Origin of the sequence: Streptomyces sp. NPDC096079 (assembly GCF_040303145.1) — a bacterium.
Taxonomy (GTDB): Bacteria; Actinomycetota; Actinomycetes; order Streptomycetales; family Streptomycetaceae; genus Streptomyces.
Window position 1 is genome coordinate 380,930 of sequence record NZ_JBEOST010000005.1, and the last position, 23,765, is coordinate 404,694.

The 23,765-nt window shown below is 75.3% G+C and carries 19 protein-coding genes; 7 read left to right on the forward strand and 12 right to left on the reverse strand.

Features of this window, described 5'->3' with window-relative positions; translation table 11 throughout:
* Window positions 1–171 precede the first annotated feature (171 nt).
* Window positions 172–981 (reverse strand): NAD-dependent epimerase/dehydratase family protein, encoded by an 810-nt coding sequence (locus ABTY59_RS14110; RefSeq protein WP_352019172.1) that lies wholly within the window; start codon window positions 979–981, stop codon window positions 172–174.
* 215 nt (window positions 982–1,196) lie between these two features.
* On the opposite strand from ABTY59_RS14110, the gene ABTY59_RS14115 reads away from it, so the two are divergent.
* Together ABTY59_RS14115 and ABTY59_RS14120 are read left to right on the forward strand one after the other, a co-directional pair.
* Window positions 1,197–2,129 carry a 5-dehydro-4-deoxyglucarate dehydratase gene (locus ABTY59_RS14115; protein ID WP_352019173.1) on the forward strand — a complete coding sequence of 311 codons (933 nt, stop codon included), beginning with the start codon at window positions 1,197–1,199 and terminating at the stop codon, window positions 2,127–2,129.
* Window positions 2,126–3,259, forward strand: coding sequence for a hypothetical protein (locus tag ABTY59_RS14120; RefSeq protein WP_352019174.1), 1,134 nt, complete (start codon window positions 2,126–2,128; stop codon window positions 3,257–3,259). Before ABTY59_RS14115 ends, ABTY59_RS14120 begins: the two co-directional genes overlap by 4 nt.
* 78 nt (window positions 3,260–3,337) lie before the next feature.
* Here ABTY59_RS14120 and ABTY59_RS14125 read toward each other — a convergent pair whose 3' ends face one another.
* A complete protein-coding gene (locus ABTY59_RS14125) occupies window positions 3,338–4,030 on the reverse strand; it encodes a GntR family transcriptional regulator (protein ID WP_352019175.1) in 693 nt (230 codons plus the stop codon).
* A 199-nt stretch (window positions 4,031–4,229) separates the two neighbouring features.
* Here ABTY59_RS14125 and ABTY59_RS14130 point away from each other — a divergent pair, with 199 nt between their 5' ends.
* Together ABTY59_RS14130 and ABTY59_RS14135 are read left to right on the forward strand one after the other, a co-directional pair.
* Window positions 4,230–5,531, forward strand: a complete 1,302-nt coding sequence (locus ABTY59_RS14130; protein WP_352019176.1) for an amidohydrolase family protein — start codon at window positions 4,230–4,232, stop codon at window positions 5,529–5,531.
* The gene (locus ABTY59_RS14135) at window positions 5,528–6,997 is read left to right on the forward strand and encodes an APC family permease (protein ID WP_352019177.1); all 1,470 of its coding nucleotides are present in this window, start codon (window positions 5,528–5,530) and stop codon (window positions 6,995–6,997) included. The genes ABTY59_RS14130 and ABTY59_RS14135 overlap by 4 nt, the downstream gene beginning before the upstream one ends.
* A 49-nt stretch (window positions 6,998–7,046) precedes the next feature.
* Here the strand turns inward: ABTY59_RS14135 and ABTY59_RS14140 are convergent, their stop codons facing one another.
* The 6 genes from ABTY59_RS14140 to ABTY59_RS14165 form a co-directional block, all read right to left on the reverse strand.
* Window positions 7,047–8,267, reverse strand: a complete 1,221-nt coding sequence (locus ABTY59_RS14140; protein WP_352019178.1) for an amidohydrolase — start codon at window positions 8,265–8,267, stop codon at window positions 7,047–7,049.
* A gap of 63 nt (window positions 8,268–8,330) precedes the next feature.
* Window positions 8,331–11,093, reverse strand: coding sequence for a SpoIIE family protein phosphatase (locus tag ABTY59_RS14145; protein WP_352019179.1), 2,763 nt, complete (start codon window positions 11,091–11,093; stop codon window positions 8,331–8,333).
* A complete protein-coding gene (locus ABTY59_RS14150) occupies window positions 11,090–13,162 on the reverse strand; it encodes a SpoIIE family protein phosphatase (RefSeq protein ID WP_502995364.1) in 2,073 nt (690 codons plus the stop codon). Before ABTY59_RS14150 ends, ABTY59_RS14145 begins: the two co-directional genes overlap by 4 nt.
* A gap of 98 nt (window positions 13,163–13,260) precedes the next feature.
* A complete protein-coding gene (locus tag ABTY59_RS14155) occupies window positions 13,261–14,430 on the reverse strand; it encodes an MFS transporter (RefSeq protein ID WP_352019180.1) in 1,170 nt (389 codons plus the stop codon).
* Between the two features lie 125 nt (window positions 14,431–14,555).
* On the reverse strand, window positions 14,556–14,960 hold the full coding sequence (locus tag ABTY59_RS14160) for a hypothetical protein (RefSeq protein WP_352019223.1): 405 nt from the start codon (window positions 14,958–14,960) through the stop codon (window positions 14,556–14,558).
* A gap of 154 nt (window positions 14,961–15,114) precedes the next feature.
* Window positions 15,115–16,563 (reverse strand): peptidoglycan D,D-transpeptidase FtsI family protein, encoded by a 1,449-nt coding sequence (locus ABTY59_RS14165; RefSeq protein WP_352019181.1) that lies wholly within the window; start codon window positions 16,561–16,563, stop codon window positions 15,115–15,117.
* 140 nt (window positions 16,564–16,703) lie between these two features.
* On the opposite strand from ABTY59_RS14165, the gene ABTY59_RS14170 reads away from it, so the two are divergent.
* Window positions 16,704–17,789 carry a serine/threonine-protein kinase gene (locus tag ABTY59_RS14170; RefSeq protein ID WP_352019182.1) on the forward strand — a complete coding sequence of 362 codons (1,086 nt, stop codon included), beginning with the start codon at window positions 16,704–16,706 and terminating at the stop codon, window positions 17,787–17,789.
* Window positions 17,790–17,817: 28 nt separating this feature from the next.
* On the opposite strand, the gene ABTY59_RS14175 is transcribed toward ABTY59_RS14170, so the two are convergent.
* From ABTY59_RS14175 to ABTY59_RS14185, 3 genes are read right to left on the reverse strand one after another with little or no spacing between them, the layout of a single operon-like run.
* Window positions 17,818–18,465, reverse strand: coding sequence for a response regulator transcription factor (locus ABTY59_RS14175; RefSeq protein WP_502995365.1), 648 nt, complete (start codon window positions 18,463–18,465; stop codon window positions 17,818–17,820).
* An 8-nt stretch (window positions 18,466–18,473) separates the two neighbouring features.
* The gene (locus tag ABTY59_RS14180; RefSeq protein WP_352019184.1) at window positions 18,474–19,709 is read right to left on the reverse strand and encodes a sensor histidine kinase; all 1,236 of its coding nucleotides are present in this window, start codon (window positions 19,707–19,709) and stop codon (window positions 18,474–18,476) included.
* Entirely contained in the window at window positions 19,706–20,659 is a 954-nt protein-coding gene (locus ABTY59_RS14185; protein WP_352019185.1) for a hypothetical protein, read from the reverse strand. Before ABTY59_RS14185 ends, ABTY59_RS14180 begins: the two co-directional genes overlap by 4 nt.
* A gap of 176 nt (window positions 20,660–20,835) precedes the next feature.
* Between ABTY59_RS14185 and ABTY59_RS14190 the strand changes: the two genes are divergently transcribed.
* Complete coding sequence (locus ABTY59_RS14190) at window positions 20,836–21,333, forward strand: cupin domain-containing protein (protein ID WP_352019186.1); 498 nt, start codon at window positions 20,836–20,838, stop codon at window positions 21,331–21,333.
* A gap of 17 nt (window positions 21,334–21,350) precedes the next feature.
* On the opposite strand, the gene ABTY59_RS14195 is transcribed toward ABTY59_RS14190, so the two are convergent.
* Window positions 21,351–22,121 (reverse strand): IclR family transcriptional regulator, encoded by a 771-nt coding sequence (locus ABTY59_RS14195; RefSeq protein WP_189802451.1) that lies wholly within the window; start codon window positions 22,119–22,121, stop codon window positions 21,351–21,353.
* A 165-nt stretch (window positions 22,122–22,286) separates the two neighbouring features.
* On the opposite strand from ABTY59_RS14195, the gene ABTY59_RS14200 reads away from it, so the two are divergent.
* The gene (locus tag ABTY59_RS14200) at window positions 22,287–23,765 is read left to right on the forward strand and encodes an aldehyde dehydrogenase (NADP(+)) (RefSeq protein WP_352019224.1); all 1,479 of its coding nucleotides are present in this window, start codon (window positions 22,287–22,289) and stop codon (window positions 23,763–23,765) included.

A 23,765-nucleotide genomic window follows, 5' to 3' on the forward strand; every position in this document is an offset into this window, starting at 1 on the left:
AACCCACCGCGCAATCCGGACAGGTGCCGCGTTCCGCGGCTCGCGATGATCTTCGGCCGCGCCTACGGTGAGCTGGTCTGGTGCGCCGAGGCGCACCGAGGCCCGGGCCCCGGCCGGCTCCCCCGTATCAGTCCGGCCGGGTCCTGAGTATCCGGGCCCGTCGCGGCCCGTTCAGTGCGGCCATCGGGGCGGGTCCACGCAGAAGTGGCCGCCCAGGTAGAGGTCGTCCGGGCTGCCCTCCGGCGGCAGGCCCTTCTCGGCGATCAGCTTCTCCGCGTACGTCTCCGAGTCGTCCTCCGGCGCGTAGCCGAGTGCCCTGGCCGTGGAGAGGTCCCAGTACGCGCGCGTGTTGGCGGACGAGCCGTACGCGACCGTGTGGGCCACGTCCCGGGCGCTGAGTGCGGCGTGCAGGAGGCGGGCGCAGTCGGCGGGGCTGAGCCACAGCGAGAGCATCCGCACCGAGGTGGGCTCCGGGAAGCAGGAGCCGATGCGCAGGGAGACCGTCTCGATGCCGTGCAGGTCCCAGTAGAGCTGGGCCAGGTCCTCGCCGAAGCACTTGGAGAGGCCGTAGAAGGTGTCGGGCCGGTGCGGGGTGTCGACCGGGATCGGTGCCTCGCCGTCGCGCGGGCGCCGGGTGAAGCCGACGGCGTGGTTGCTGGAGGCGAGGACGACGCGCCGGACGCCCTCCTCGCGGGCGGCCTCGTAGAGGTGCTGGGTGCCGGCGATGTTGGCCGCCAGGATCGCGTCGAAGTCGGCCTCCAGGGAGATGCCCGCCAGGTGCACGATCGCGTCGACGTCCCGGACGGCCTCGCGCAGCGCCGCGCGGTCGGCGAGGTCGGCGACGATCGCGTCCGGTGCCCCCGGCACGGGAGCGGCGTCCAGGAGGCGGAGCGCGTAGCCGTACGCGGGCAGCAGCTCCCGCATGAGCGTGCCGACGCCTCCGGCGGCGCCGGTGAGCAGGACGGTGCGGGGTCCGGACATGGGGTGGGTCTCCTCCGTCGAGTGGCATGGACATGAGTGACATTCACAACCGTGGACACGCTAGGGAGGCGCCCGACGGAGCGTCAAGATCCTTGACGCAGCGGCGCAATCGCCTTGACCGGCCGATCGGCGCTGCTCTAGCGTGCGTGAGGTCAGCGTTCACGCATATGGATGACAGTCATGACTGTGCACGACGGACCTCCTGGGGAGCACCCGTGACCACTGCCCCGCTCGCCGCCCGCCTCGACGGCCTGCTGTTCTTCCCCGTCACCGCCTTCGCGCCCGACGGCTCCGTCGACCTCGGCGCCTTCCGCGCCCACGTCCGCGCCGGGGTCGAGGCGGGTGCCGGGGCCGTCTTCGCCTGCTGCGGCACCGGCGAGTTCCACGCCCTCACCCCCGAGGAGTTCCGGGACTGCGTCGCCGCCGCCGTCGAGGAGACTGCCGGCCGCGTCCCCGTCGTCGCGGGCACCGGCTACGGCACCGCCCTCGCGATCCGGTACGCGCGCCTCGCCGAGGAGGCCGGCGCCGACGGGCTCCTCGCCATGCCCCCGTACCTCGTCGTCGCCGACCAGGCCGGGCTGCTCCGCCACTACGCCGACATCGCCGCCGCCACCGCGCTCGACGTCATCGTCTACCAGCGGGACAACGCGGTCCTCACCCCCGAGACCGCCGTCGCCCTCGCCCGCACCGACGGCGTCATCGGCCTCAAGGACGGCCTCGGCGACCTCGGCCTCATGCAGCGGATCGTCAGCGCCGTCCGCGCCGAGGGCCTCGACCTGCTCTACTTCAACGGCCTGCCGACCGCCGAACTCACCGGCGCCGCCTACCGGGGCATCGGCGTCACCCTCTACTCCTCCGCCGTCTTCTGCTTCGCCCCCGACCTCGCCCTCGCCTACCACCGCGCCCTGGCCACCGGCGACGACGCCACCGTCGACCTGCTCGTCGACGGCTTCTACCGGCCGCTCGTCGAACTCCGCGCCCAGGGCCGGGGATACGCCGTCTCCCTCGTCAAGGCGGCCGTCCGCCGGACCGGCCCGGACGTCGGCGAGGTGCGGCCCCCGCTGAGCGAGCCCGCCGCCGCGCACGTCGACGCGCTCATGCGGCTCGTCGAGCACGCCAGGGCCCGCCTCCAGGAGGCCGGGGCGTGAGGACCGGAGCCTTCCTCTACCCCTGGGACGTCGACGGCGACCCCGCCGCCCCCGAGCTCCTCGCCGGACTCGGCCTCACACAGGTCACCCTCGCCGCCGCCTACCACTCCACCCGGGCCCTGACCCCCCGTCACCCGGTCCGCAGGATCGTCACCGCCGAGCACGCCGCCGTGCTCTACCCGCCGGACCCCGGCCGCTGGGCGGGCCGCGCGCTCCGCCCGTACCCGGCGGGGGAGTGGGCCCCCGGCGACGCCTACGGACGGGCCGCCGAGGCCCTCGCCGCCACCGGCCTCGACGTGCACAGCTGGGTCGTCCTCGCGCACAACTCCCGCCTCGGCGCCGAACACCCCGGGACCTCCGTCGTCAACGCCCACGGCGACCGCTATCCGTGGGCGCCCTGCATCGCCCGCCCCGAGGTCCGCGCCCTCCTCGTCGGGCTCGCCGCCGAGGCCGCCGTACGGCCCGGCGCGGCCGGCACGGAGCTGGAGTCCTGCGGCTGGTACGGCCTCGCCCATCTGCACGCCCACGACAAGACCGCAGGCATCCCCCTGGGGGAGCGCGAGCAGCTCCTGATGTCGCTCTGCTTCTGCCCCTCCTGCCGCCAGGGGTACGCGGACGAGGGCGCCGACCCCGACGAGCTGGCCGCCGCCGTGCGCGCCGCCCTCGTGCCCGCGTGGAACGGCGCCGGACCGGCGGGCGGGCTCGGCGCCCTGGAGACCCCGGCCCTCGCCTGGCGCGCGCGGACCGCCCGCGCCTTCCAGGATGCCGCCGTCGCCGCCGTGCGCGCCGCCGCCCCGCCGGGCTTCCGCGTCCTGCTGCACGCCGACCCCGACCCGTACCGCTGCGGCGCCGACGCCGGTACGGACCCGGCCCACGTCCTCGGCCTCGCGGACGGCGTCGTCGCCCGGCCGCCGAAGCTCGCCGGCTTCGCGGCGCACGCCCGCGCGGAGACCGTCCTCGCCGCCAACCTCCCGATCGTCACGGGCCTGGGCGGCGCGCCCGGACGGCTGGCCCGGGACGCCGGGCAGGCACGCGAGGAGGGCGCGACCGAACTGCGGCTGTACCACGCGGGACTGGCCTCGGACGCCGACCTGGACGCCGTACGGAAGGAGCTGCGGGCGGTCGGCTGAGCCCCGGCCCGGTCGACAGGACGGCCCCTGCGGGGTGTCCTTCGCCTCCCGGCACCCCAACCGGTGCCGGACGCACCCCTAGGGGGTGTCCGGAAGCTCCGCGAGCAGCCGCAGGGTCGACGCGCGGGTGTCGGCGACATGGGCGCGGGCCAGGGCCTCCGCGGCGTCCTCGTCGCGGTCCCGGAGCGCCTCGAAGAGCCGCTCGTGCGCCCCGCACATCGGCTCGCCGTCCGACTGGGCCGAGGTGAGCCGGAAGAGCCGGCGCAGCCGGGAGTCGAGCGGGGCCATCAGGTCCACCAGGAGCGGGTTCCCGGAGAACTCGACGATCCGGCGGTGGAAGTCGGCGTTGAGCGAGACCGCCTCGCGCAGCCGGCCCGACTCCGCCGCCCGCCGGGCCCGCGCGAGGAGCTTCTCCAGGTCCCGCAGGCGCTCGGCGCCCGCGTGCCGGGCCGCCAGCCGCGCGGCGAGGCCCTCCAGGTTCTCCCGTACGTCGAAGAGGTACGCGGCGTCCTCGGGGCCGAACTCCGCCACCACGGACCCCCGGCGCGGCTGCACCGAGAGGAAGCCCTCCGACTCCAGGCGCTGCATCGCCTCCCGCACCGGCACCCGGGAGACCCGCAGCTCGTCGGCGATCTCCCGCTCCACGAGCCGGAGCCCCGCCGGGTAGTCGCCCTCGATGATCCGCTCGCGCAGCTCCACGTACACCCGCTCGCGCAGGGACGGGTGGGTGTCCCCGATGGCGGTGCTGCGGCCGGGGCGGGGGGTCGTCATCGGGCGGGCTCCAGTCGGCGGGGGAGTGGGCGGCGTGGCTCCCCGATCTTCGCAGACCTGTTCGCGAGGGTTCCGAACTGAGGGCCTCCCAGGCATTGCCTGGTATTCGGTATACCAATTACCGTGGCGCCACACCGCGGTCACCAGGGGCGTTCCGCGCGCCCCGCCACCCCCGTCCACATTTCGCCAAGGAGACACCATGAGCGAGGCGTCCGCCCCGCCCGGGCCCACCGCCCTCCTCGGAGCCACCCTCCCCGACGGCCGCACCGCCGACGTCCACCTCCACGGCGGCCGGGTGAGAGCCGTCGAGGAGCACGACCCGGCCCGCCCCGCCCCGGCCGGCGCGCTCCGCCTCGGCGGCGCGCTGCTGCTGCCCGCCCTGGTCGACGGCCACGCCCACCTCGACAAGACCCTCCTCGGCGCCCCCTGGCGCCCGCACCGGACCACCGGGACCCTGCGCGAGCAGATCGCCGCCGAGCGCGCCTCCCGCCGCACCGAGGACGTCCCCGTGGCCGAGCGGGCCGCCGCCCTCGCCCGCCGGATGGTGTCCCTCGGCACCGGGCACGTCCGCTCCCACGTCGACGTCGACCCCGACGCCGGCCTCGACCACCTGCACGCCCTCCTCGGCGTCCGCGAGGCGTTCCGCGACCGGCTCGGCATCCAGCTCGTCGCCTTCCCCCAGTCCGGGGTCGTCACCGCGCCCGGCGTCGCCGAGCTCCTCGACGCCGCGCTCGCCGACGGCGCCGACCTCGTCGGCGGCCTCGACCCCGTCGGCTTCGACGGCGACGCCGCCGGCCAGCTCGACACCGTCTTCGGCCTCGCCGAGCGCCACGGCAAGGGCATCGACCTGCACCTCCACGACGGCGGCGAGACCGGCACCGCCCAGCTGCGGGACATCGCCGCCCGCACCGCCGCCCTCGGCCTCGGCGGCAAGGTCGCCGTCAGCCACGCCTACGCCCTCGGCGACGTCGACGACGCCGAACTCGACCGCACCTGCGAGGCCCTCGCCGTCGCCGGGGTCGCGATCATGACCAACGGTCCGAGCGGACCCGTGCCGCCCGTCCTCCGGCTGCGCGAACACGGTGTCCGGGTCTTCGCCGGCTCCGACAACATCCGTGACACGTGGTGGCCCTACGGCACCGCCGACATGCTCGAACGCGCCACGATCATCGGCCTGAGGACCGGGCTCATGACCGACCCCGAACTGTCCTTCGCCGCCTCCCTCGTCACCGGCGAGGCCGCCGCCGCGCTCGGCCTCGACGACTACGGCATCGCCCCCGGCGCCCGCGCCGACCTCGTCGCGGTCGCCGCGGGATCCGTCCCCGAGGCCGTCGCCGCCCACCCCCGCCGGCTGCTCGTCCTGCACGCCGGACGGGTCGTCGGCCCCTTCGGAGACGACGGCCACCCGACGCTCGTCCCGCCGGCGCCCCTCCCGTCCGCGCTCCCCTCGTCCGCGCCCGCCGCGTCCGCGCTCCCCTCGTCCGCCGGAGGCACCGCGTGACCACCGACACCACCTCCCGTACGGCTCCGCGGGCCGAGGAAGCGGCGGGGAAGCTCGCCGCCGGCCGCATCGGCACCTTCGACCTGGTCTTCTTCGTCGTGGCCGCCGCCGCGCCGCTCACCGTCCTCGCCGGCGTCGCCCCCTTCGCCATCGGCATCGGCGGATCCGGCGCCCCGCTCGCCTACCTCGTCTCCGGCGCCCTGCTCGCCCTCTTCGCCGCCGGGTTCACCGCGATGAGCCTGCACGTCCGCAACGCCGGCGCCTTCTACGCGTACGTCGCCCGCGGTCTCGGCCGCACCCTCGGCGTCGGCACCGCCTACGTCGCCGTCGTCTCCTACAACCTCGTCACCCCCGGAGTCGCCGCCGCCTTCGGCTACTTCGCCGCCGGATCGATCCGCGACGCCACCGGCGCCGACCTGCCCTGGTGGTCTCTCTCCGCGCTCTGCGTCCTCGCCGTCGGCGTCCTCGGCTGGCTGAAGGTCACGCTCAGCGCCAAGGTCCTCGGCATCGCCCTGGTCCTGGAGGTCCTCTCGCTCGTCGTCATGGACGGCGGCATCCTCGGCGAGCGCGGCACCGCCGCCCTCGACACCGCCTCCTTCGCCCCCTCCACGCTCGCCGCAGGCGGCGTCGCGGGCATGTTCGTCCTGGTCATCGGCGCCTTCACCGGCTTCGAAGCCACCGCGATCTTCGCCGAGGAGGTGCGCGAACCGCGCAGGACCGTCCCCCGGGCCACCTTCATCGCGATCGGCTTCCTCGCTGTCTTCTACTCCCTCGGCTGCTGGCTGATCATGGGCGCCTTCGGCACCGACGAGGCCGTGGAGCTGGCCCGCGCCGCCGACGGGCCCGAACTCACCTTCCGGGCCGCCGAGCTGTACGCGGGACCCTGGCTGGCGGACGCCATGCACGGACTCATCGTCGTCAGCGCCTTCGCCGCCACCCTCGCCTTCCACAACGCCGGGGCCCGCTACCTGTACGCCCTCGGCCGCGAGGGCCTGCTGCCCCGCCGCCTCGGCGCGGTCTCCGGGAAGCACGGCTCGCCCGGCGGCGCCGTCCTCGCCCAGACCGGCTTCAACCTGGCCGTCGTCGCCGCCGGGGCGCTCCTCGCCGCCGACCCGTACGGCGAGGTCTTCCTGTGGACCAACAGCGTCGGCGTCCTCGGCATCATGGGCATGCAGGCGCTCGCCGCCCTCGCCGTGTGGGCCTACTTCCGGCGCGACCGGATGGGCCTGTCGGCCGCCCGGGTGGTCTGGGCGCCGCTGGTCTCCTGCGCCGGCCTCGCCCTGCTCACCGTGCTCGCCGTGGTCCACTTCGACCTGCTCACCGGCCGCACCGGCGCCGTGAACACGGCCCTCCTGGTGCCGCTGCCCGTGGTCCTGGCGGCCGGTCTGCTCGTGGCCCGCCGGATCAGGCGCCGGGACCCCGAGCGGTACGCCTCGCTCACGACGGTGGACGTGGAGCGGGACTGAGACCGGCCCGCACGGGGGCGGGGCACGGCGCCCCGCCCCCGTGCGGCCCTCACACCAGGCGGCCGTCCCGCGCCACCACCCGGCCCGCGCGGACCACGAGCTCGCGGCGGGGCAGGTCCACCACCGCCTGCGGCAGGCACTCGCCGTCGACGAGCATGAAGTCGGCGGGGGAGCCGGGACGCAGTTCCGCCGACGGCAGGCCGAGGAGCCGGGCGCCCCCGTCGGCGGCGAGCCGGAAGCAGCCCTCCAGCTCCTCGTCGAGCCGCGCGTCCAGGGCCCAGGCGGCGAGCCAGGCGCGGTGCAGCATGTCCGCGTTCCCGAACGGGCTCCAGCTGTCCCGGACCCCGTCCGAACCGAGGCCGACCGTCACCCCGCGCTCGGCGAGCCGCCGGAACGGCAGGATCGTGGTCACGGACAGCGCGACCGTGGTGAGCGACACCCCCGCCTCCGCGAGCAGGTCCGCCGTGCCGTCCAGCTCGGCGCCCGACAGCCCGGCGACCGCGAAGGCGTGCGCCACGCTCACCCGGCCCTGGAGCCCGAGGGCCCGGGTGCGGGCGGCGATGTCCCGCAGCGGGGCGAGACCCTGCTCGCCCCGGTCGTGCAGATGGATGTCAAGACCCAGCCCGTGCTTCTCGGCCAGCGCGAACACCGTGCCGAGCTGATCGCCGTCGTGCCCGCCGTCCGCGTCGAAACCGGCCGGGTCGATGCCGCCGATGTGCGTGACGAGCCCGCTCGCGGCGGCCTCGGCGAGGAGTCCGGCCACGCCCGGCGTCCGCACCACCCCGTGCTGCGGGAAGGCGACGAGCTCCACGTCGACGATCCCGGCGAGCTTCCGGGCCGCCTCGGCGACCCCCTCGATCCCGGAGAGCCCGTAGGCGGGGGCCACGTCCGCGTGGGCGCGCATCGCCCGGGTGCCCTGCGCGGCGGCGTGCGCCATCAGCCGCAGCGCCCGCTCGGCCACCGGGGTCGGCAGGGCGCGGGCCAGTTCCACGTCGCCGGCGACGTACTCGGCGATGCCGTGCGCGGGGCGGCGGCTGTGCCAGGGCTCGCCCCAGGAGGTCTTGTCGGGGTGGATGTGCGCGTCGACCAGGGTCGGGAGCGCCATCCTGCCGCCGCCGTCGACCCGCTCGACGACGGCGTCCCGGGGGACCTCGTCGACGAGCAGTCCGTCCACGGAGACCAGGTCACGGGCCGGGCCGCCGAAGGGCCGGACGTCGTGGAACAGGGTGGCGGTGCGGGGCGGCCGGGGCACGGGGTCTCCTCGGGTCATGAGAACGGGACTCCATTTGGTATACCAGAAACGGTCGGGGAGTCCCGCCGAGCCGGGGCCCCCTCACCACGCCAGGTCCTCCAGCGCGTCCAGGTCCGGGACGACCATCGCCACCGGCTCGGAGCCGTCCCCGCTCACCCGCAGTTCCGCCCAGATCGTCTTGCCCCGCCGCGCGTACCGCGTGCCCCACCGCTCCGCGTACTGGGCGACCAGGTACAGCCCTCGCCCGCCCTCGTCCGTCGTCGCCGCGTGCCGCAGGTGCGGTGAGGTGCTGCTGCCGTCCGAGACCTCGCAGATCAGCGTCCGGTCGTGCAGGAGCCGTACGCGCACCGGGTCCGCCCCGTACCGCACCGCGTTCGTGATCAACTCGCTGAGGATCAGCTCCGCCGTGAACGCGAGCCCGTCCAGCCCCCACTCCGTGAGCTTCTCCGCCGCCGCGTTCCGCACCGGCGACACCGCCGACGGATCCCGGGGCACCTCCCACTCGGCGATCCGGTCCCGGTCGAGCAGCCGGGTCCGCGCCACGAGCAGCGCGATGTCGTCGCGCGGCGTCGGCGACAGCAGCGTCGCGAGCACGTCCGCACAGGTCTGCTCGGGACTCCGGTCCGGCCGGGAGAGCGTCGAGCGCAGCAGCCCGAGCCCCGTGTCCAGGTCCCGTCCGTGGTCCTCCAGGAGCCCGTCCGTGAACAGCACCAGCTTGCTGCCCTCCGGCAGCACCAGCTCCGTCGACTCGAACGGCACGTCGCCCAGGCCCAGGCCCAGCGGAAGCCCCGGCGACAGCTCGGGGAACTCGACCCGCCCGTCCGGACTCACGAGCGCGGGACCGGGATGTCCCGCGCTCGCCACCTGGCACCGCCCGGACGCCGGATCGTAGATCGCGTAAAGACAGGTCGCGCCGGTGATGCCCTCCTCCCGCCGCGGCGCCGCCGCGTCCGCGCCCTCCGCGTCCCGCTCCTCGATCCGGCCCGTCAGCTCGTCGAGGTGGCCGAGGAGTTCGTCCGGCGGCACGTCCAGGGTCGAGAAGTTGTGCACCGCCGTCCGCAGCCGCCCCATCGTCGCCGCCGCGTGCAGCCCGTGTCCCACCACGTCCCCCACCACCAGCGCCACCCGCGCCCCCGGCAGCGGGATCACGTCGAACCAGTCGCCGCCCACCCCGGCCTTCGCCGGGAGGTAGCGGTACGACACCTCCACCGCGCTCTGGTCGGGCAGCACCCGCGGCAGCAGGCTCCGCTGCAGCGTCACCGCCATCGCGTGCTCCCGGGTGAACCGGCGCGCGTTGTCGATCGCGACCGCCGCCCGCGCCGCCAGCTCCTCCGCGAACGACAGGTCCTCGTCCCCGAACGGTTCCGGGGTGTCCGCACGCCAGAAGTTGGCCATCCCGAGGACCACCCCGCGGGCCAGCAGCGGCACCGTGAGCAGCGAGTGCATCCCGTACGCGAGGGCCTGCGCCGCCCCCTCCGGATCCTGCGCCCGCCAGCCCTCCGCCGAGGCCAGCTCCGCCTGCACCACCGCGTGCCCCGCGTGCAGGGCCGTCGCCATCGGGGTGCTGGTCACGTCGAAGTGGATGGTGTCCCCGACCGGCTGGAGCGGCTGGTCGGGCCGCAGCCCGCTCAGCGCCGTCCGCCGCATCTCCGTCGACGTCGACGAGCCCGGGGGCTCCTCCCCGCGCAGCACCGGCTCCAGGAGCTCCACGGTCGCGAAGTCCGCGAACCGGGGCACCGCCACCTCCGCCAGCTCCTCCGCCGTCCTGACCACCTCAAGCGTCGTCCCGATCCGCACCCCCGCCTCGTACAGCAGCTGCAGACGGCCCCGGGCCACCGCCGCCCGGCCGGTCACGGCGGCCAGCTCGGTGGTGTCCCGCATCGTCATCACGCACCCCGACTCCGAGCCGCGCGTGAGCGTGGGCCGCACGCTCACCGCGAGCAGCCGGTCGCCCGCCCGGTGCACCTCGTCCGTCGCCGCCCGGCCCGACTCCAGGAGCTCCACCGTCCGCGGATCGAGGCCGAGCTCCGCGACGTGCCGCCGCTCCGCGTCCGCCGTCAGGCCCAGCAGGCGGCGCGCCTCGTCGTTGGCGAGCAGCAGCCGGTGGTCGGGGCCCACGATCAGGACGCCCTCCCGGACCGCGTGCAGCACCGCCTCGTGGTGCTCCTTCATCCGGGTCATCTCCGCGGGACCCAGACCGTGCGTCTGCCGCCGCAGCCGCCGGCTCACCAGCGCCGCCCCGCCCACGGCCGCCGCGAGGGCGCCGCCCGCGACGCCGATGAGCAGCGGCAGCCGCCCCTGCACCGCGTGCGAGATGCTCTCCACCTCGATGCCGCTGCTGACCAGGCCGACGAGCGTGCCCCGCTCGTCCAGGACCGGGACCACGGCCCGCACCGCGTCGTTCGGCGCGCCGTGGAACAGCTCCGTGAACGGCTCCTTGTCCCGTGTCGCCTGCGACAGGTCACCCGTCGCCCGCTGGCCGATCAGCGCCGGGTCCGAGTCGGTGTACCGCACCCCGGTCGGGCTCAGGACCGCGATGAAGTCCACGCCCGTGGCCCGCCGGGTCGCCTCCGCCCGTTCCTGGAGCTGCGCCGTCGGATCGGCCGAGGTCAGCGCGGAGTCGATGCCCGGCGCGTGCGCGAAGGCCTCCGCGACGGCCAGCGAGCGGACCCGGGCGTCCCGCTCGGTATCGCTGCGGGCCTGGTGGAACGTCACGAACACGGCCGCCGCGATCACCAGGAGCGCGATCAGCGCCTCCAGCGCGAACACCTGCCCGGCGACGCTCCGCAGCCCCGAGCCGCGGCCCTTCCCCTTCTCGCGGCCCTGCCCGCGGTCCCGGGTCATCCCGTGCTCCGTGCGATGAGGAGCGCCACGTCGTCCGGAGCGCCCGGCCGGCGCAGGGCCCTGAGCAGCCGGTCGCAGGTCTCCTCCAGCGGCCCGCGCTGCTCGTCGAGGAGCCGTACGAGGAGGGCGAGCCGGTCGTCGATGGGCTCCGTCCGGGTCTCGATCAGGCCGTCCGTGTAGAGGACCAGCAGGTCACCGGGGTGGAACGGCACCCGGGCGGTCCTGAAGGTCCCGCCGCCGACGCCCAGCGGCACCCCGGTGGACAGCCGCACCAGCTCGGCCGGCCCGTCCGACGGGACCCGCACCGGCGGCAGATGGCCCGCGTTCGCGATCCGGCACCGCTGCCGCAGCGGGTCGTGCACGGCGAAGAGGCAGGTCGCGATGTAGTGCTCCAGGCCCTCCGTGATCCGGTCCAGATGGCGCAGGACCTGCGCCGGGGACAGGTCGAGGTCCGCGAACGCGCAGGTCGCCGTCCGCAGCCGGCCCATCGTCGCCGCCGCGTCGATCCCGCTGCCCATCACGTCCCCGACGACCAGCGCCGTCTTGTCGTCGGGCAGCGCGATCACGTCGTACCAGTCGCCGCCGACCTCGCTCGACGCGTGCGCCGGCTGGTAGCGGGCGGCGACCTCCAGACCCGCCCGGTCCGGGGGAGCTCCCGGGAGCAGGCTCCGCTGGAGCGTCACCGCCGAGTTCCGCACGCTCTGGTACCAGCGCGCGTTGTCGATGCTGACGGCCGCGCGGGCCGCCAGCTCCGTCGCCAGCAGGACGTCGTCGCCGTCGAACGGCAGCGCGTTGCGGTCCCGCTTGAGGTCCAGCGCGCCCAGCACCTCGCCGCGCGCGATCAGCGGCACCGCCAGGTACGAGTGGACCCCCGCCCGCGCGAGCAGCTCGGCGGCCTCCGGGTTCCGGGCGATCCGCGCCAGGTCACCGGGACCCACGTGCTCCACCAGGACCGGCAGACCCGTGTGCACGCACCGGGTGACGAGCCGGTCCGCCCCGTACATCGCGACCTCCCCCGGCGGGTCCGCCGCCGGGAGGGCCGCCGTGCGGCCCTCGGCCTTCACCGCGAGCGCCCGGAACAGCTCGGGACCGTCCTCGGGCGCGCCGGGCCTGCGCAGGGCGAGGACGGAGTCGAGGACGTCGACCGCGGCGATGTCCGCGAGCGCCGGCACCACCACCGAGGCCAGCTCGTCGGCCGTCCGCTCCACCTCCAGGGTGGTGCCGACCCGGGCCGAGGCGTCCGCGATCAGCGCCAGCCGCCGCCGGGACCGGTCCGCGTCCGCGTCCGCCCGGTGCCGCTCGGTCACGTCGATCACCGAGGCCGCGACGCCCTGGACCCGGCCGTCCGCTCCCTCCAGGCGGTAGAAGGAGAGCGACCAGGCGTGCTCGTGCTCCGGGTCCGCCGGGGTCCGGCCCGCCACGGAATGGTCCAGCAGCGGCCGCCCGGTGGCCATCACCGCGCGCAGCGCCTCCTCCAGGGCCTCGGCGTCGACCTGCGAGAGCATGTCGCCGATCCGCCGGCCGAGGTGTTCCGCCGCCGGGATGCCGTTGATCCGTTCCAGCGCCGGGTTCACCAGGACGTAGCGCAGCTCGGTGTCGAGGACCGCCAGGCCGATCGGCGACTGGGAGACCAGCCGGTCGGACAGCGCGAGCTCGGTCTCGACCCGCTCCACGGCGGCGGCGTCGGCGGCGATCCCCAGGGCGTACAGATCCCCCAGGTCGTCGGTGAGCCGCATGTTGCGGAACTCCACGCGCCGGACCGAGCCGTCCTTGTGCCGTACGGGGAAGGTGCCCGCCCAGGTCGGGCCGCCGCGCAGCACCTCGCCGAAGAGGCGCGCCGCCTCCTCCCGGTGCTCCTCGTCCACGATCAGCCGGGCGATGTACCGGCCGAGGGCCTCGTCGGCGCGGAAGCCCAGGAGGGTCTCCGCCTGGGGGCTCCACAGCACGATGCGGCCCTGGTCGTCGATGACGATGGCCGCGACGCCGAGCACGTCCAGGAGGCCCTTGCCGTCCAGGGGCACGCCGACGCGCCCCGCCGTCCCCGTCCCCGGGAAGGAACCGGCCGTCACACTGCCCTCCTCCCGCCGACCACGCGCCTGTCTCCATGCTCCCCGCCCCGCCGCCCCGGCGCCCGTTGTGGCCTCGTGGTGAGCACCCCCGCGCGGGGTCAGTCCGTGCGCACGGGCACCGCGCGCCGCCGCGGCGTGAGGACGGCCGCCCACACGAGGCCCGCCATGGCCAGCAGCGGGAGCAGGACACGGACGTCGGTCACGGCGATCAGGCCCGCGCCGACGGCGATGGCCAGTGCGTTCGGGGCCATGACCAGCGTGTTCGCGGTGGCCGCCACCCGGCCGACCGCCGAGGCCGGCGTCTCGCGCTGGACCGCCGTCATCACCGCGACCAGGACCCAGGGCATGCCCAGGCCGATGACCGCGCTCGCCGCGAGCGCCGTCGCGTCGTACGGCAGCGCCCCGCGCACGCCCATGGCGAGGGCGAACAGGGCGAGACCGGCGGTGGCGAGGGTGCGCTCCGGGAGCCGGCGGAGCAGCGGCCCGGTGAGCAGGCCGGCGAGGACCGAGCCCACGCCCTGCACCGCGTACAGGACCCCGGCGTACTCGGGCCCGTGCCCGAGCCCCCGGTCGACCACGGCGTAGATCGCGGCCCCGTTCACCCCGGCCAGCAGCATCGTGAACGCACCGGTCGCCACCAGCGGCCGCAGCTCCCGCGAGTCCCGCAGCAGCCGCACGCCCTCGGCGGTCTCCCGCCACCAGTTCCGCGCCTCCGGCCGCTCGGGGCGTGCCTCCCGGACCGGCATGAGGGCGAACACGGCCGCGGCGATGGCGAAGCTCGCCGCGTCGAGGAGGGCGACGGGCCCGCCGCCGTACGCGGCGAAGAGGCCCGCCGCGACCAGCGGGGCGATCAGCTTCATCGACTCGTTCGCGGTCATCCGCAGCCCGTTGAACGTGCCGAGCCGCCCCTCGTCGACCACGGAGGCCACCAGGGCCTGCTCGGCCGCTTCGTGGACGGCGCCCTGCGCCCCGTACAGCACGAGGACCGCGAAGAGCAGCCACACCCGGTCCGCCGAGCCCACCCACAGCAGCAGGGGCAGGAGGCCCGCCATCGCCAGGTTCAGGACGACGAGCAGCGGTCTGCGCCGCACCCGGTCGGCGAGCGTGCCGAGCAGCGGCCCGAGGAGCACGGGGGCCCAGAGGGCGAAGGCGGCCAGGGCCGCCAGGCTGTCCGAACCCGTGAGGGACTTGACCCAGATGCCGGAGACCAGCCACATCGCCGTCGTGCCGAATCCGGACACGACGATTCCTGTCAGATACCAACGCATGGCCGAAGGCTGTCGTCTGAGGTGGTCACCGCGGATCGGTCGGATGCCCTAGGGCGCGCCCTGCCGGTCGGGCCCGGCTCGCGGCGTGATCGGCAGGACGCCCCGGGGAAGACGGACGGAGAACCTCAGGTCGCGGCCGCCGGCTCGGGGTCCGTCGTCCCCGCCCGCTTCTCGTACCGCAGCGCGAGCCCCGTCACCACCGCGCCGAGCCCCTCCCACAGGCCCACGCCGACGAAGCCGGCCGGGGCGCGGCCGGTGACGACCGCCAGGGTGAAGACGGCGCAGGTCAGCAGCCGGAAGGGGACCGTCCAGCGGAAGAAGGGCTTCCAGTCGGCGAGGGCGGCCAGGACGTAGTAGACGCCCATGTTGAGCGCGGCCATCGAGGAGGCCGTCAGGAAGACCAGGGTGTGGTCCCCGTCCGCGCGCCCGCCGTCGGGCACCGGCTCGAAGCCCATGACGGTGAGCAGGGCGTCCGGGGCGACCAGGCCCACCACGCCCAGGGCGGCGGCGAGCACGCCGAAGACCGCCATGGTCCAGCCGGACAGGGAACGGGGCAGGCGCACGACGGTCCTCCGTGGGACGGGAGCAGGGGCACGCCCGTGATGCGAGCACGCGTTCGGATCACGGGTGTGCCCCTGCATATCGTGCGAGGGGTCACGACGGCCAATCGGCCCGCGCGTCACGTCACTTCAGCGCGGCCTCCATCATCTTCCGCGCCACGGGGGCCGCCAGGCCGTTGCCGCTGACCTCGGAGCGGGCCGCGCCCGAGTCCTCGATCATCACCGCCACGGCGACCTGCTTCCCGGTCGAGGGGTCCTTGGCGTAGGAGGTGAACCAGGCGTACGGCGTCTTGCTGTTGTTCTCGCCGTGCTGCGCGGTGCCCGTCTTGCCGCCGACCTCGGCGCCGTCCACGGCCGCGTTGGTGCCGGTGCCCTCCTCGACGACGGTCACCATCGCGCTCCGCAGCTGCGCGGCCGTCGAGGAGGAGACGATCCGCTCGGTGTCGCCGTCCTCGTACGAGGTGAGCGCGTCGCCGTCGGAGTCGACGACGTCCGAGACCATGTGCGGGGCGGCGAGCAGTCCGTCGTTGGCGATCGCGGCCGACACCATCGCCATCTGGAGCGGCGTGGCGGTCACGTCGAACTGGCCGATGCCGGTGAGCGCGGTCTGCGCCTCGTCCATGCCGGAGGGGTACACGCTCGCGTAGGCGCGGACCGGGACGTCCAGCTCGGCGTCGTTGAAGCCGAACTTCTCCGCCATCGCCTTCACCTTGTCCTGCCCGAGGTCGGCGGCCATCTTGGCGAAGACGTTGTTGCAGGAGTAGCGGAGCGCGGTGCGGATCGTGGCGTTCTCGCAGGGCGCGGAGGAGTTCTCGTTCCTCAGCACGGTCCGGGTGCCGGGCAGCGTGTACGGGTCGGGGCTCTTCGTCGCCGTGTCCACGGAGCCGTACAGGCCGTCCTCCAGGGCGGCGGCCGCGACGACCAGCTTGAAGGTGGAGCCGGGCGGGAGCGGCTGCCGGAGCGCGCGGTTCACCAGCGGCTTGTCCTCGTCGGCGGTCAGCTGCTGCCAGGCCTCGCCGTCGTTCGTCCCGGAGATCTTCGACGGGTCGTAGGACGGGGTGGAGACCATGGCGAGGATCCGGCCGGTCGCCGGGTCCACGGCGACGGCCGCTCCCTTCTTGCTCCCGAGGGCCTCGTAGGCGGCCTTCTGCACGGCCGGGTCGATCGTGGTGACGACCGTGCCCGGCTGCTGCTGCTCGCGGGTGACGGCGTCCAGGGGGTTCTTCAGCCGGTCGTCGGTGCCGTCGAGGACAGCGGAGTAGATGCCCTCCAGCTGTGTGGCGCCGTACGCCTGGGAGCTGTAGCCGGTGACCGCCGCGTACAGTTCGCCGTCCTCGTAGGTGCGCTTGTACGCCAGGTCCGATCCCTCCGTCCTCTTCGAGCCGGTGACCGGCGAGCCGGCCACGACGATGTTCCCGAGCGGCTGCGCGTACTGCGCGATGGTCTTCCGCCGGTTCTTCGAGTCGTCCGCGAGCGCCTTGCCTTCGTACGCCTGCACCCAGGTGGCCCGCCCGAGCAGGGCGAGCACCAGGACCAGGACGAAGACCGACGTGTGCCTGATCGTCTTGTTCATCGCACTTCTGGGGACGAACGGCCCGGTGCGGGACGTTCCGGATGTGGCCGGTTTCTCAGCGAACCTTCATGTCCGAGGCCTGTGCGACGATCATGCGCAGGTCCTGGGGAGGGGCCGGGACACACGGGGGAGGAGCCGGCGTGAGCACGAGCGGGGAGAAGGACGGTTCGTCCGCGCCGGACGAGGTGTGGGCGGAGTTCCTGAGGACCGCGGGCGAGGGCGGGGCCGACGCGCCGAAGGAGCCGTCCGCGCGGGCCCGCGAGGTCGCGGGCCGGCTGCGGGACCGGCCCGAGGAGCCGGCGCCCTGGCGCGCGCACCCGCCCGCGCGGCCCCGGCGGCGCAAGGGCTGGTACGTGGCGGGGCTCGTGGCCTCGCTGGTGCTGCTCGTCGTGGCCGTGGACCCGGGCGGCGTCGTCGGCTGGTCCGGCGGCGGGGCCCGGGACGGGAAGCCGCTCGCGCGGGAGACGGCGCGACCGGAGCAGGCGCCCCCCGCCGAGCCGGACGGGCGGGCCACGCTCGACGAGCCCTTCCGGGGTTCACCGGCGGCGCGCTGGGCGGACGGCGCGGCCGGCATCACCGTGCCCGCCGCCAGGGCGACCGGCTGGATGACGCGGGCCGAGGTGGAGCGGGCGCTCGCCCGGACCCGTGACTTCCTCGCCGCGTCCAACCTGGATCCGGCGGTGCGCCGCGGGGCCCGCCCGGACCGGGCGATCGCCCTGATGAACCCGCACCAGAAGGACGTCACGTCCTTCGTGACGGCCGCGCTGCGCACCCCGGACGCGGAACACGACCCGCTGCTGCTGTTCAGCCGCTTCGACCCGGCGCAGGCGCGCCCCGCCGGGGACGTGGTGAAGACCCGCGGCCGCCTCACCTACCGCGAGGGGCGGCGCGGAGCCCTGGAGGTGACCGCCGACGTCACCTATGTGTACCCGGTCGCGCCGGCCGGCGGCGGGGACGACGTCGTGCGGGTGATCGTGCGCCGCGAGACCGTGGTCAGCTGGGACGATCCGGCGAAGGTCGTCACCGAGAAGGGCACCTTCAGCCTCCTGTCCTACAAGACCGACACGACGAACGGCGGCTGCGAGGGCGTCACCGGCTCCTTCCGGCCGGAGTTCGGCGGCGGAGCGCCGGGCGGCGTCGCGGACGGCGAGGCGGTCGACCCGTACGACCGCTCGGCTCCGATCGCCGAGGGCCGGGGCGGCTGCGGCGTCGCCACCCGGTCCTGAGGCCCGGCCCCCGCCGGCCGCGGGGGCCTCAGCCCGTCCGGACGAACCCCGACTCGTACGCCAGGATCACCGCCTGGGTGCGGTCACGGGCGCCCGTCTTCGCCAGGACCGCCGCCACATGGGTCTTCACCGTGGCGGGGCCGACCCCCATCAGGCCGGCGATCTCGGCGTTGGTGAGGCCCGTCGCCATCCGGCGGAGCACCTCCGCCTCCCGCTCGGTGAGCCGTGCCACCCAGGGCGGTGCCACCGGCGGCCGGCGGCGGGCGTGCTCGGCGGCCAGGCCCCGTACCGCCGCCGGATAGAGCAGCGAGTCGCTCCGCGCGACCAGCCGGACCGCGCCCACCAGATCCTCCGCCGCCGCCCGCTTCAGCAGGAACCCGGCCGCGCCCACCCGCAGCGCCTCGTACACATAGGAGTCGTTCTCGAAGGTCGTCACCACGACGATCCGCGGCGGCTCCGCCATCCCGGCGAGGATCTGCTCCGTCGCCCGGATCCCGTCGACCTCCGGCATCCGCACGTCCATGAGGACCACGTCGGGCCGCACCGCCCGCACCACCGACACCGCCTCGGCGCCCGTGGCGGCCTCGCCGACGACCTCAAGGCCGTCCTCCGCGTCCAGGATGACCCGCAGGGCCGTCCGGACCATCCGCTCGTCGTCGGCGAGGACGATCCTGATCGCCGCGTTCACCGGGGGATCCGCACCGCGAGGCGCCACACGCCGCCCTCGGGGCCCGCCTCGGCGGTGCCGCCGAGGAGCCGCGCCCGCTCGGCGATCCCGCGCAGGCCGCGCCCGCCGTCGGGGCGGGTGACCGGGGGACGGTCGGGCAGGGGGTTCTCCATGGTGATCTCCAACTCCTCGGTACGGGCGTCGAGCCGTACGGTGACGGGCGCGCCGCCCGCGTGCCGGGCCGCGTTCGTCAGCCCTTCCTGGACGATCCGGTACGCCTCCCGGGACAGCGGCTCAGGTACGGGGCCCAGGGCGCCGTCCACGGTCAGCGCCACCCGCGGCCCGGCGCCGCGCACCAGGGCCTCCAGGGCGTCGAGACCCGGGCCCGGGCCCTGCTCCGGCGTCCCGTCGTTCCGCAGCAGACCGAGGACCCAGTCCAGTTCGCCGACCGTGCGCCGGGTGGTCTCCTCGATCGCGGTCAGCGCCTCCCGTACGAAATCCGGATCGGCGCCTGGGCCGTCCAGGACCCGGCGGGCCGCGCCCGCCTGGAGGGTGACCGCGCTCAGGGCGTGGCCGACCGAGTCGTGCAGTTCGCGGGCGAGCCGGTTGCGGGACTCGGCCTCGGCGGCGCGCCGCTCGGCCGCCGCGAGCCGGTCCGCCGGGCTCGGTCCGAGCAGCCGGGGCGCCTGCCGGGCCAGCAGGGCGCCGGTCGCGGCGGCGGCGACGGCGAGCGCGAGGAGCATCAGCAGGCCCGCGGGGAGCGCCGCCCAGACCCATCCGGGCCGGTCGAGCCCCCAGAACCGGCCGAGTTCGGACTCCCGGAGCGCCGGCGAGAACGGCAGCGCCATGACCGCGACGGCGAACGGCGGCAGGGCGAGCGTGGCCCCGCTGACCAGCGCCCCGGCGCCCAGGTGCAGGGCGAACCAGCCGGCGGTGCGGGCCCTGGCCTCCCGGCCGCCCGCCGGGCCGTCCGCGAACCGGTCCCCGTCCACCCCGCACAGCGCCCGCGCCGCCGCCACCGACATCGGCCGGGCCAGCGGGAAGAGCGCGACGACCGCGGCGAGCGGCAGCCCCACCGCGTACGCGCCGAACTGCGTCCCCAGGCCGCCGGTGAACATGCCGCCCTCGTCGAGCAGCGGGCCCATGACCAGGGTGCCGACCATCCAGAACGGCATGAACAGCGCGCCGCCCAGGATCAGATGGAGCCAGCGCAGCCTGGCCCGCTGCCCGAACAGGGCCCGCACCGGTCTCACGCCTCGGCGCTCCGCCGCCGCAGGAACAGTGCCACGCACGCGGCGAGGAGGAGCCCGGTGATCATCTCGCCAGCGTAGGCCAGTTGGACGAGGCCGGGGACGCGCTTCGTCGGATCCGGGTCCGGCATGAGCGCGACGAGCGACAGGTAGGCGCCCCAGCAGCCCACGGCACCCGAGGCGGTCCAGGTCAGGGCGAGTGTCGTCCGGACCCGGAGCCGGGCGGGCCGGCGCAGCACCAGGAACAGGACCAGGACGACGGCGGCGACGAGGAAGGCGACCCACTGGGCCTCCAGGACGCGGAAGTCGGAGTCGCGTTCGGCGATCCGCCGGGCGGACAGGCCCGTGGTGGAGCCGGTGGCCCACAGCAGGTGGAGCGCGGCGGGCACGAGGGCGACGACCGCCCCGGCCGCGGCGAGGGCCTTCGCCCCGGACCCGGAGGCGTGGGCGGGCAGCTCGCCGAGCCGGCCCCGCCACAGATGGCCCCAGCGGTCCCGCGCGTACAGCGCGAAGAGGGTGCCGAGCGCGAGGCCCTGGAGGATGAATCCGCCGTAGACGACCGCGAAGACCCAGTCGTCCAGGAAGGGTTCGGCGGGCGCGGTGGCCTTCTCGTCGCCGGTGACGAGGGCCACCGCGAGCTGCGTCGGATAGCCGGTCATGATCGGGGTGAGCAGCCCGGTCGCCCCCCACATGGGGAGCGCGAGCAGCCAGGCGGGGAAGCGGCGGCCCCAGGCCTGGGTGAGCAGCAGGGCCAGGACGACGACGAGGGCGTCGGCGACGACCGAGATCGCGTTGACGATCGCCATCAGCTGCGGGCGCTCCAGGAGCACGCTCCCGGCCGGGATGCCGAGCCGGCCGCCCGCCACCCAGGCGATCTTGAGCGAGATGTACGGGAGGCAGGCGAGGATCGCGAGGGCGCGCAGCGCCCGGCGGGCGGGAGGGGTCTCTGTCATGGCTCCACGCTCCCGCGCGGGCCCGCTCCGCCACCTCGTGCCGGTTGGTGATCCGCCTCCGCCGCGCGGGGGAGGGGGCCTCCGACCCGCACCTCCGCACCGGGGCGAATTGACCCGTGTTCTCAACGATCGATTGACCCTACTGCGTGGGTCAATGGCCTTCTACAGTAGTGATCATGAACGAGAACGAGACCTTCGCCCCGCTCCTCACCCGTGCCGCCACCGCCGAGACCGCCGCCGACCCGAGCAGCGTGATGACCCTCCTCGCCGACTCCGACACCACCGGCGGTCAGCTCACCAGCTACCGCTCCTCGTTCGCGAAGGGCGCGGTCGGCGCCCCGGCGCACTTCCACACCAAGGCCTCCGAGATGTTCTTCGTCATCGGCGGCTCGCTCCAGGTCCTGGTCGGCGAGGAGCTGACCGTCCTGGAGCAGGGCGACTTCCTCCTCGTCCCGCCGCGCACCCCGCACGCCTTCGCGGCGGCGCCCGGCGCCGAGGCCGACGTCCTCTTCGTCTTCACGCCCGGCATGGCCCGCTTCGACTACCTGCGTCTGCTCGGCCGCGTCATGCGGGGCGAGGCGAGCTTCGAGGAGATCAAGGCCTCCTCGGAGCAGTACGACAACCACTACGTCGACAGCCCGGTCTGGCAGAAGGTCCTCGCCGACCGCGCGTGACCGGGCGGACCGGCGGATCAGAGGCGGCGGGTCGCCAGGGTCAGCCGGTCCCGCGCGTCGAACAGTGCGTCCTTGATCATCTGCTCATGGGCCGGGGTGAGCCGCGCCACCGGCACCGAGCAGCTGATCGCGTCCCGCGCCGGCGTCCGGTAGGGGATCGCCACCCCGAAGCAGCGCAGCCCCAGGGTGTTCTCCTCGCGGTCCACCGAGTAGCCCTGCTCGCGGATGACGCGCAGCTCCTCGATGAGCTCCTCGCGGTCGGTGATCGTGTGCTCGGTCAGCGCCGGGAGCGTCTCCGGGAGCAGCTTGCGGACCTGCTCGTCGCTGTGGGTGGCGAGCAGCGCCTTGCCGAGCGACGTCGAGTGCGCCGGGAGCCGGCGCCCGACCCGGGTGAACGGCCGCAGGTAGTGCTGGGACTGACGGGTCGCCAGGTAGACCACGTTCGTGCCGTCGAGCCGCGCCAGGTGGATGGTCTCGGTGGTGTCGTCGGAGAGCCGGTCGAGGGTCGGTCGGGAGGCGGCCACCACCTCGTCGCCGTCGATGTACGAGGTGCCGACGAGCAGCGCCCGCACCCCGATCCCGTACCGGGTCCCCGTCGCGTCCGTCTCCACCCAGCCCAGCTCGACGAGGGTGCGCAGCAGCATGTACAGGCTGGACTTGGGGTAGCCGACGGCCTCCTGGACGGCGGCGAGCGAGTGCATCCCCGGGCGTCCCGCGAAGTACTCGAGCAGCTCCACGGTCCGCACCGCGGACTTCACCTGCGCCCCACCCGCGTCGGCAGTCGCCATGCTCCCTCGCCCCTTTTCCGTTGTCCGGCCGTCCCCCGGCCGCCCCGGCCGGGCGGAGCCCTTGTGGAGACGGCCGGGCCGTCAATAGAGTCCCGCCAGACGCGTTCATCTACGGGAACTGTGTTCAGAATAGCGAACAGGGGCGTGGCGGTGGCGGCAGAACCAGTGTGGAGTGTGGACCCCCGGACAGGGAAGCCGCGCGAGCAGGTCGCGGTGGAGGCCACGGCCGAGGAGGTCGACCGCGCCGTACGGGCCGCGCACGCCGCCCGCGAGGCCCTCGCCGACCGTGCGCTCCGCGCCGCCTTCCTCCGTACCGCCGCCGACCTCCTCGACGCCTCCGGCGAGCACGTCGTCGAGGCGGCCGACGCCGAGACCGCCCTCGGGCCCGTCCGGCTCACCGGCGAACTCGCCCGGACCACCGCCCAGTTGCGCGCCTTCGCCGAGGCCGTCGAGGACGGCTGGTTCCTCGACGTACGGATCGACGCGCCCGACCCCGAGGCCACCCCGCCCCGGCCCGACATGCGCCGCTGGAAGATCCCGCTCGGCGTCGTCGCCGTCTACGCCGCCAGCAACTTCCCCCTCGCCTTCTCCGTCCCCGGCGGCGACACCGCGAGCGCCCTCGCGGCCGGCTGCCCCGTCGTGGTCAAGGCCCACCCCGACCACCCGGCCACCTCCGAACTCTGCGCCGCCCTGCTGCGCCGGGCCGCCGCCAAGACCGGCCTCCCCGAGGACGTCCTCGTCCTCGTCCACGGCTTCGACGCGGGCATCGACCTCGTCCGCCACCCGCTCGTCGCCGCGGCCGGCTTCACCGGCTCCCTCCGCGGCGGCCGCGCCCTCTTCGACGCGGCCGTCACCCGGCCCGTCCCCATCCCCTTCCACGGCGAACTCGGCTCCCTCAACCCGGTCGTGATCACCGAGGCCGCCGCCACGGAGCGCGCCGAGGAGATCGGCGCCGGGCTCGCCGGCTCCATGACCCTGGGCGCGGGCCAGTTCTGCACCAAGCCCGGCTTCGTCCTCGCCCCCCGGGGGCCGGGCGGCGACCGCTTCCTCGCCGCCCTCACCGCCGCCGTCAGCGACACCGAACCGGCCGTCATGCTCGACCACCGGATGCGGGACGCCTTCGTCACCGGGGTCGCCGAGCGCGCCGCGCTCGCCGGGGTCGACACCCCCGTCACCCCCGGCGCGGGCGGCCCCCACACCGTCAGCGCCGGTGTCCTCGCCGTCGACGCCGCCGCGCTCGCCGACGACGGCCACCGCCTCCTCCTGGAGGAGTGCTTCGGGCCCGTCACCGTCGTCGCCCGCTACACCGGCCGCGAGGAGGCGGCCGCCGTCCTCGGCCGGCTGCCCGGCAACCTCACCGCGACCCTGCACGTCGCCGAGGAGGACGAGTCGGCCGCCCCCCTGCTCGCCGCGCTCACCCCGCTGGCCGGCCGCGTCCTCGTCAACGGCTGGCCCACCGGCGTCGCCGTCGCGCCCGCCCAGCACCACGGCGGCCCCTACCCGGCCACCACCTCCACCTCCACCTCCGTCGGCGCGACCGCCGTCGAGCGCTGGCTGCGCCCGGTCACCTACCAGTCGACCCCCGACCGCCTCCTCCCGCCGGAACTCCGCGACGGCAACCCGCTGGGGGTTCCCCGCCGCTGA

What these genes read in the sequence shown, in the direction of transcription:
- ABTY59_RS14125 (WP_352019175.1), bottom strand. Translation starts at nt 4,030, where the DNA reads ATGACGACCCCCCGCCCCGGCCGCAGCACCGCCATCGGGGACACCCAC.
- ABTY59_RS14130 (WP_352019176.1), top strand. Translation starts at nt 4,230, where the DNA reads ATGAGCGAGGCGTCCGCCCCGCCCGGGCCCACCGCCCTCCTCGGAGCC.
- ABTY59_RS14185 (WP_352019185.1), bottom strand. Translation starts at nt 20,659, where the DNA reads ATGACAGAGACCCCTCCCGCCCGCCGGGCGCTGCGCGCCCTCGCGATC.
- ABTY59_RS14160 (WP_352019223.1), bottom strand. Translation starts at nt 14,960, where the DNA reads ATGGCGGTCTTCGGCGTGCTCGCCGCCGCCCTGGGCGTGGTGGGCCTG.
- ABTY59_RS14165 (WP_352019181.1), bottom strand. Translation starts at nt 16,563, where the DNA reads ATGAACAAGACGATCAGGCACACGTCGGTCTTCGTCCTGGTCCTGGTG.
- ABTY59_RS14110 (WP_352019172.1), bottom strand. Translation starts at nt 981, where the DNA reads ATGTCCGGACCCCGCACCGTCCTGCTCACCGGCGCCGCCGGAGGCGTC.
- ABTY59_RS14195 (WP_189802451.1), bottom strand. Translation starts at nt 22,121, where the DNA reads ATGGCGACTGCCGACGCGGGTGGGGCGCAGGTGAAGTCCGCGGTGCGG.
- ABTY59_RS14145 (WP_352019179.1), bottom strand. Translation starts at nt 11,093, where the DNA reads ATGACCCGGGACCGCGGGCAGGGCCGCGAGAAGGGGAAGGGCCGCGGC.
- ABTY59_RS14190 (WP_352019186.1), top strand. Translation starts at nt 20,836, where the DNA reads ATGAACGAGAACGAGACCTTCGCCCCGCTCCTCACCCGTGCCGCCACC.
- ABTY59_RS14140 (WP_352019178.1), bottom strand. Translation starts at nt 8,267, where the DNA reads ATGACCCGAGGAGACCCCGTGCCCCGGCCGCCCCGCACCGCCACCCTG.
- ABTY59_RS14155 (WP_352019180.1), bottom strand. Translation starts at nt 14,430, where the DNA reads ATGCGTTGGTATCTGACAGGAATCGTCGTGTCCGGATTCGGCACGACG.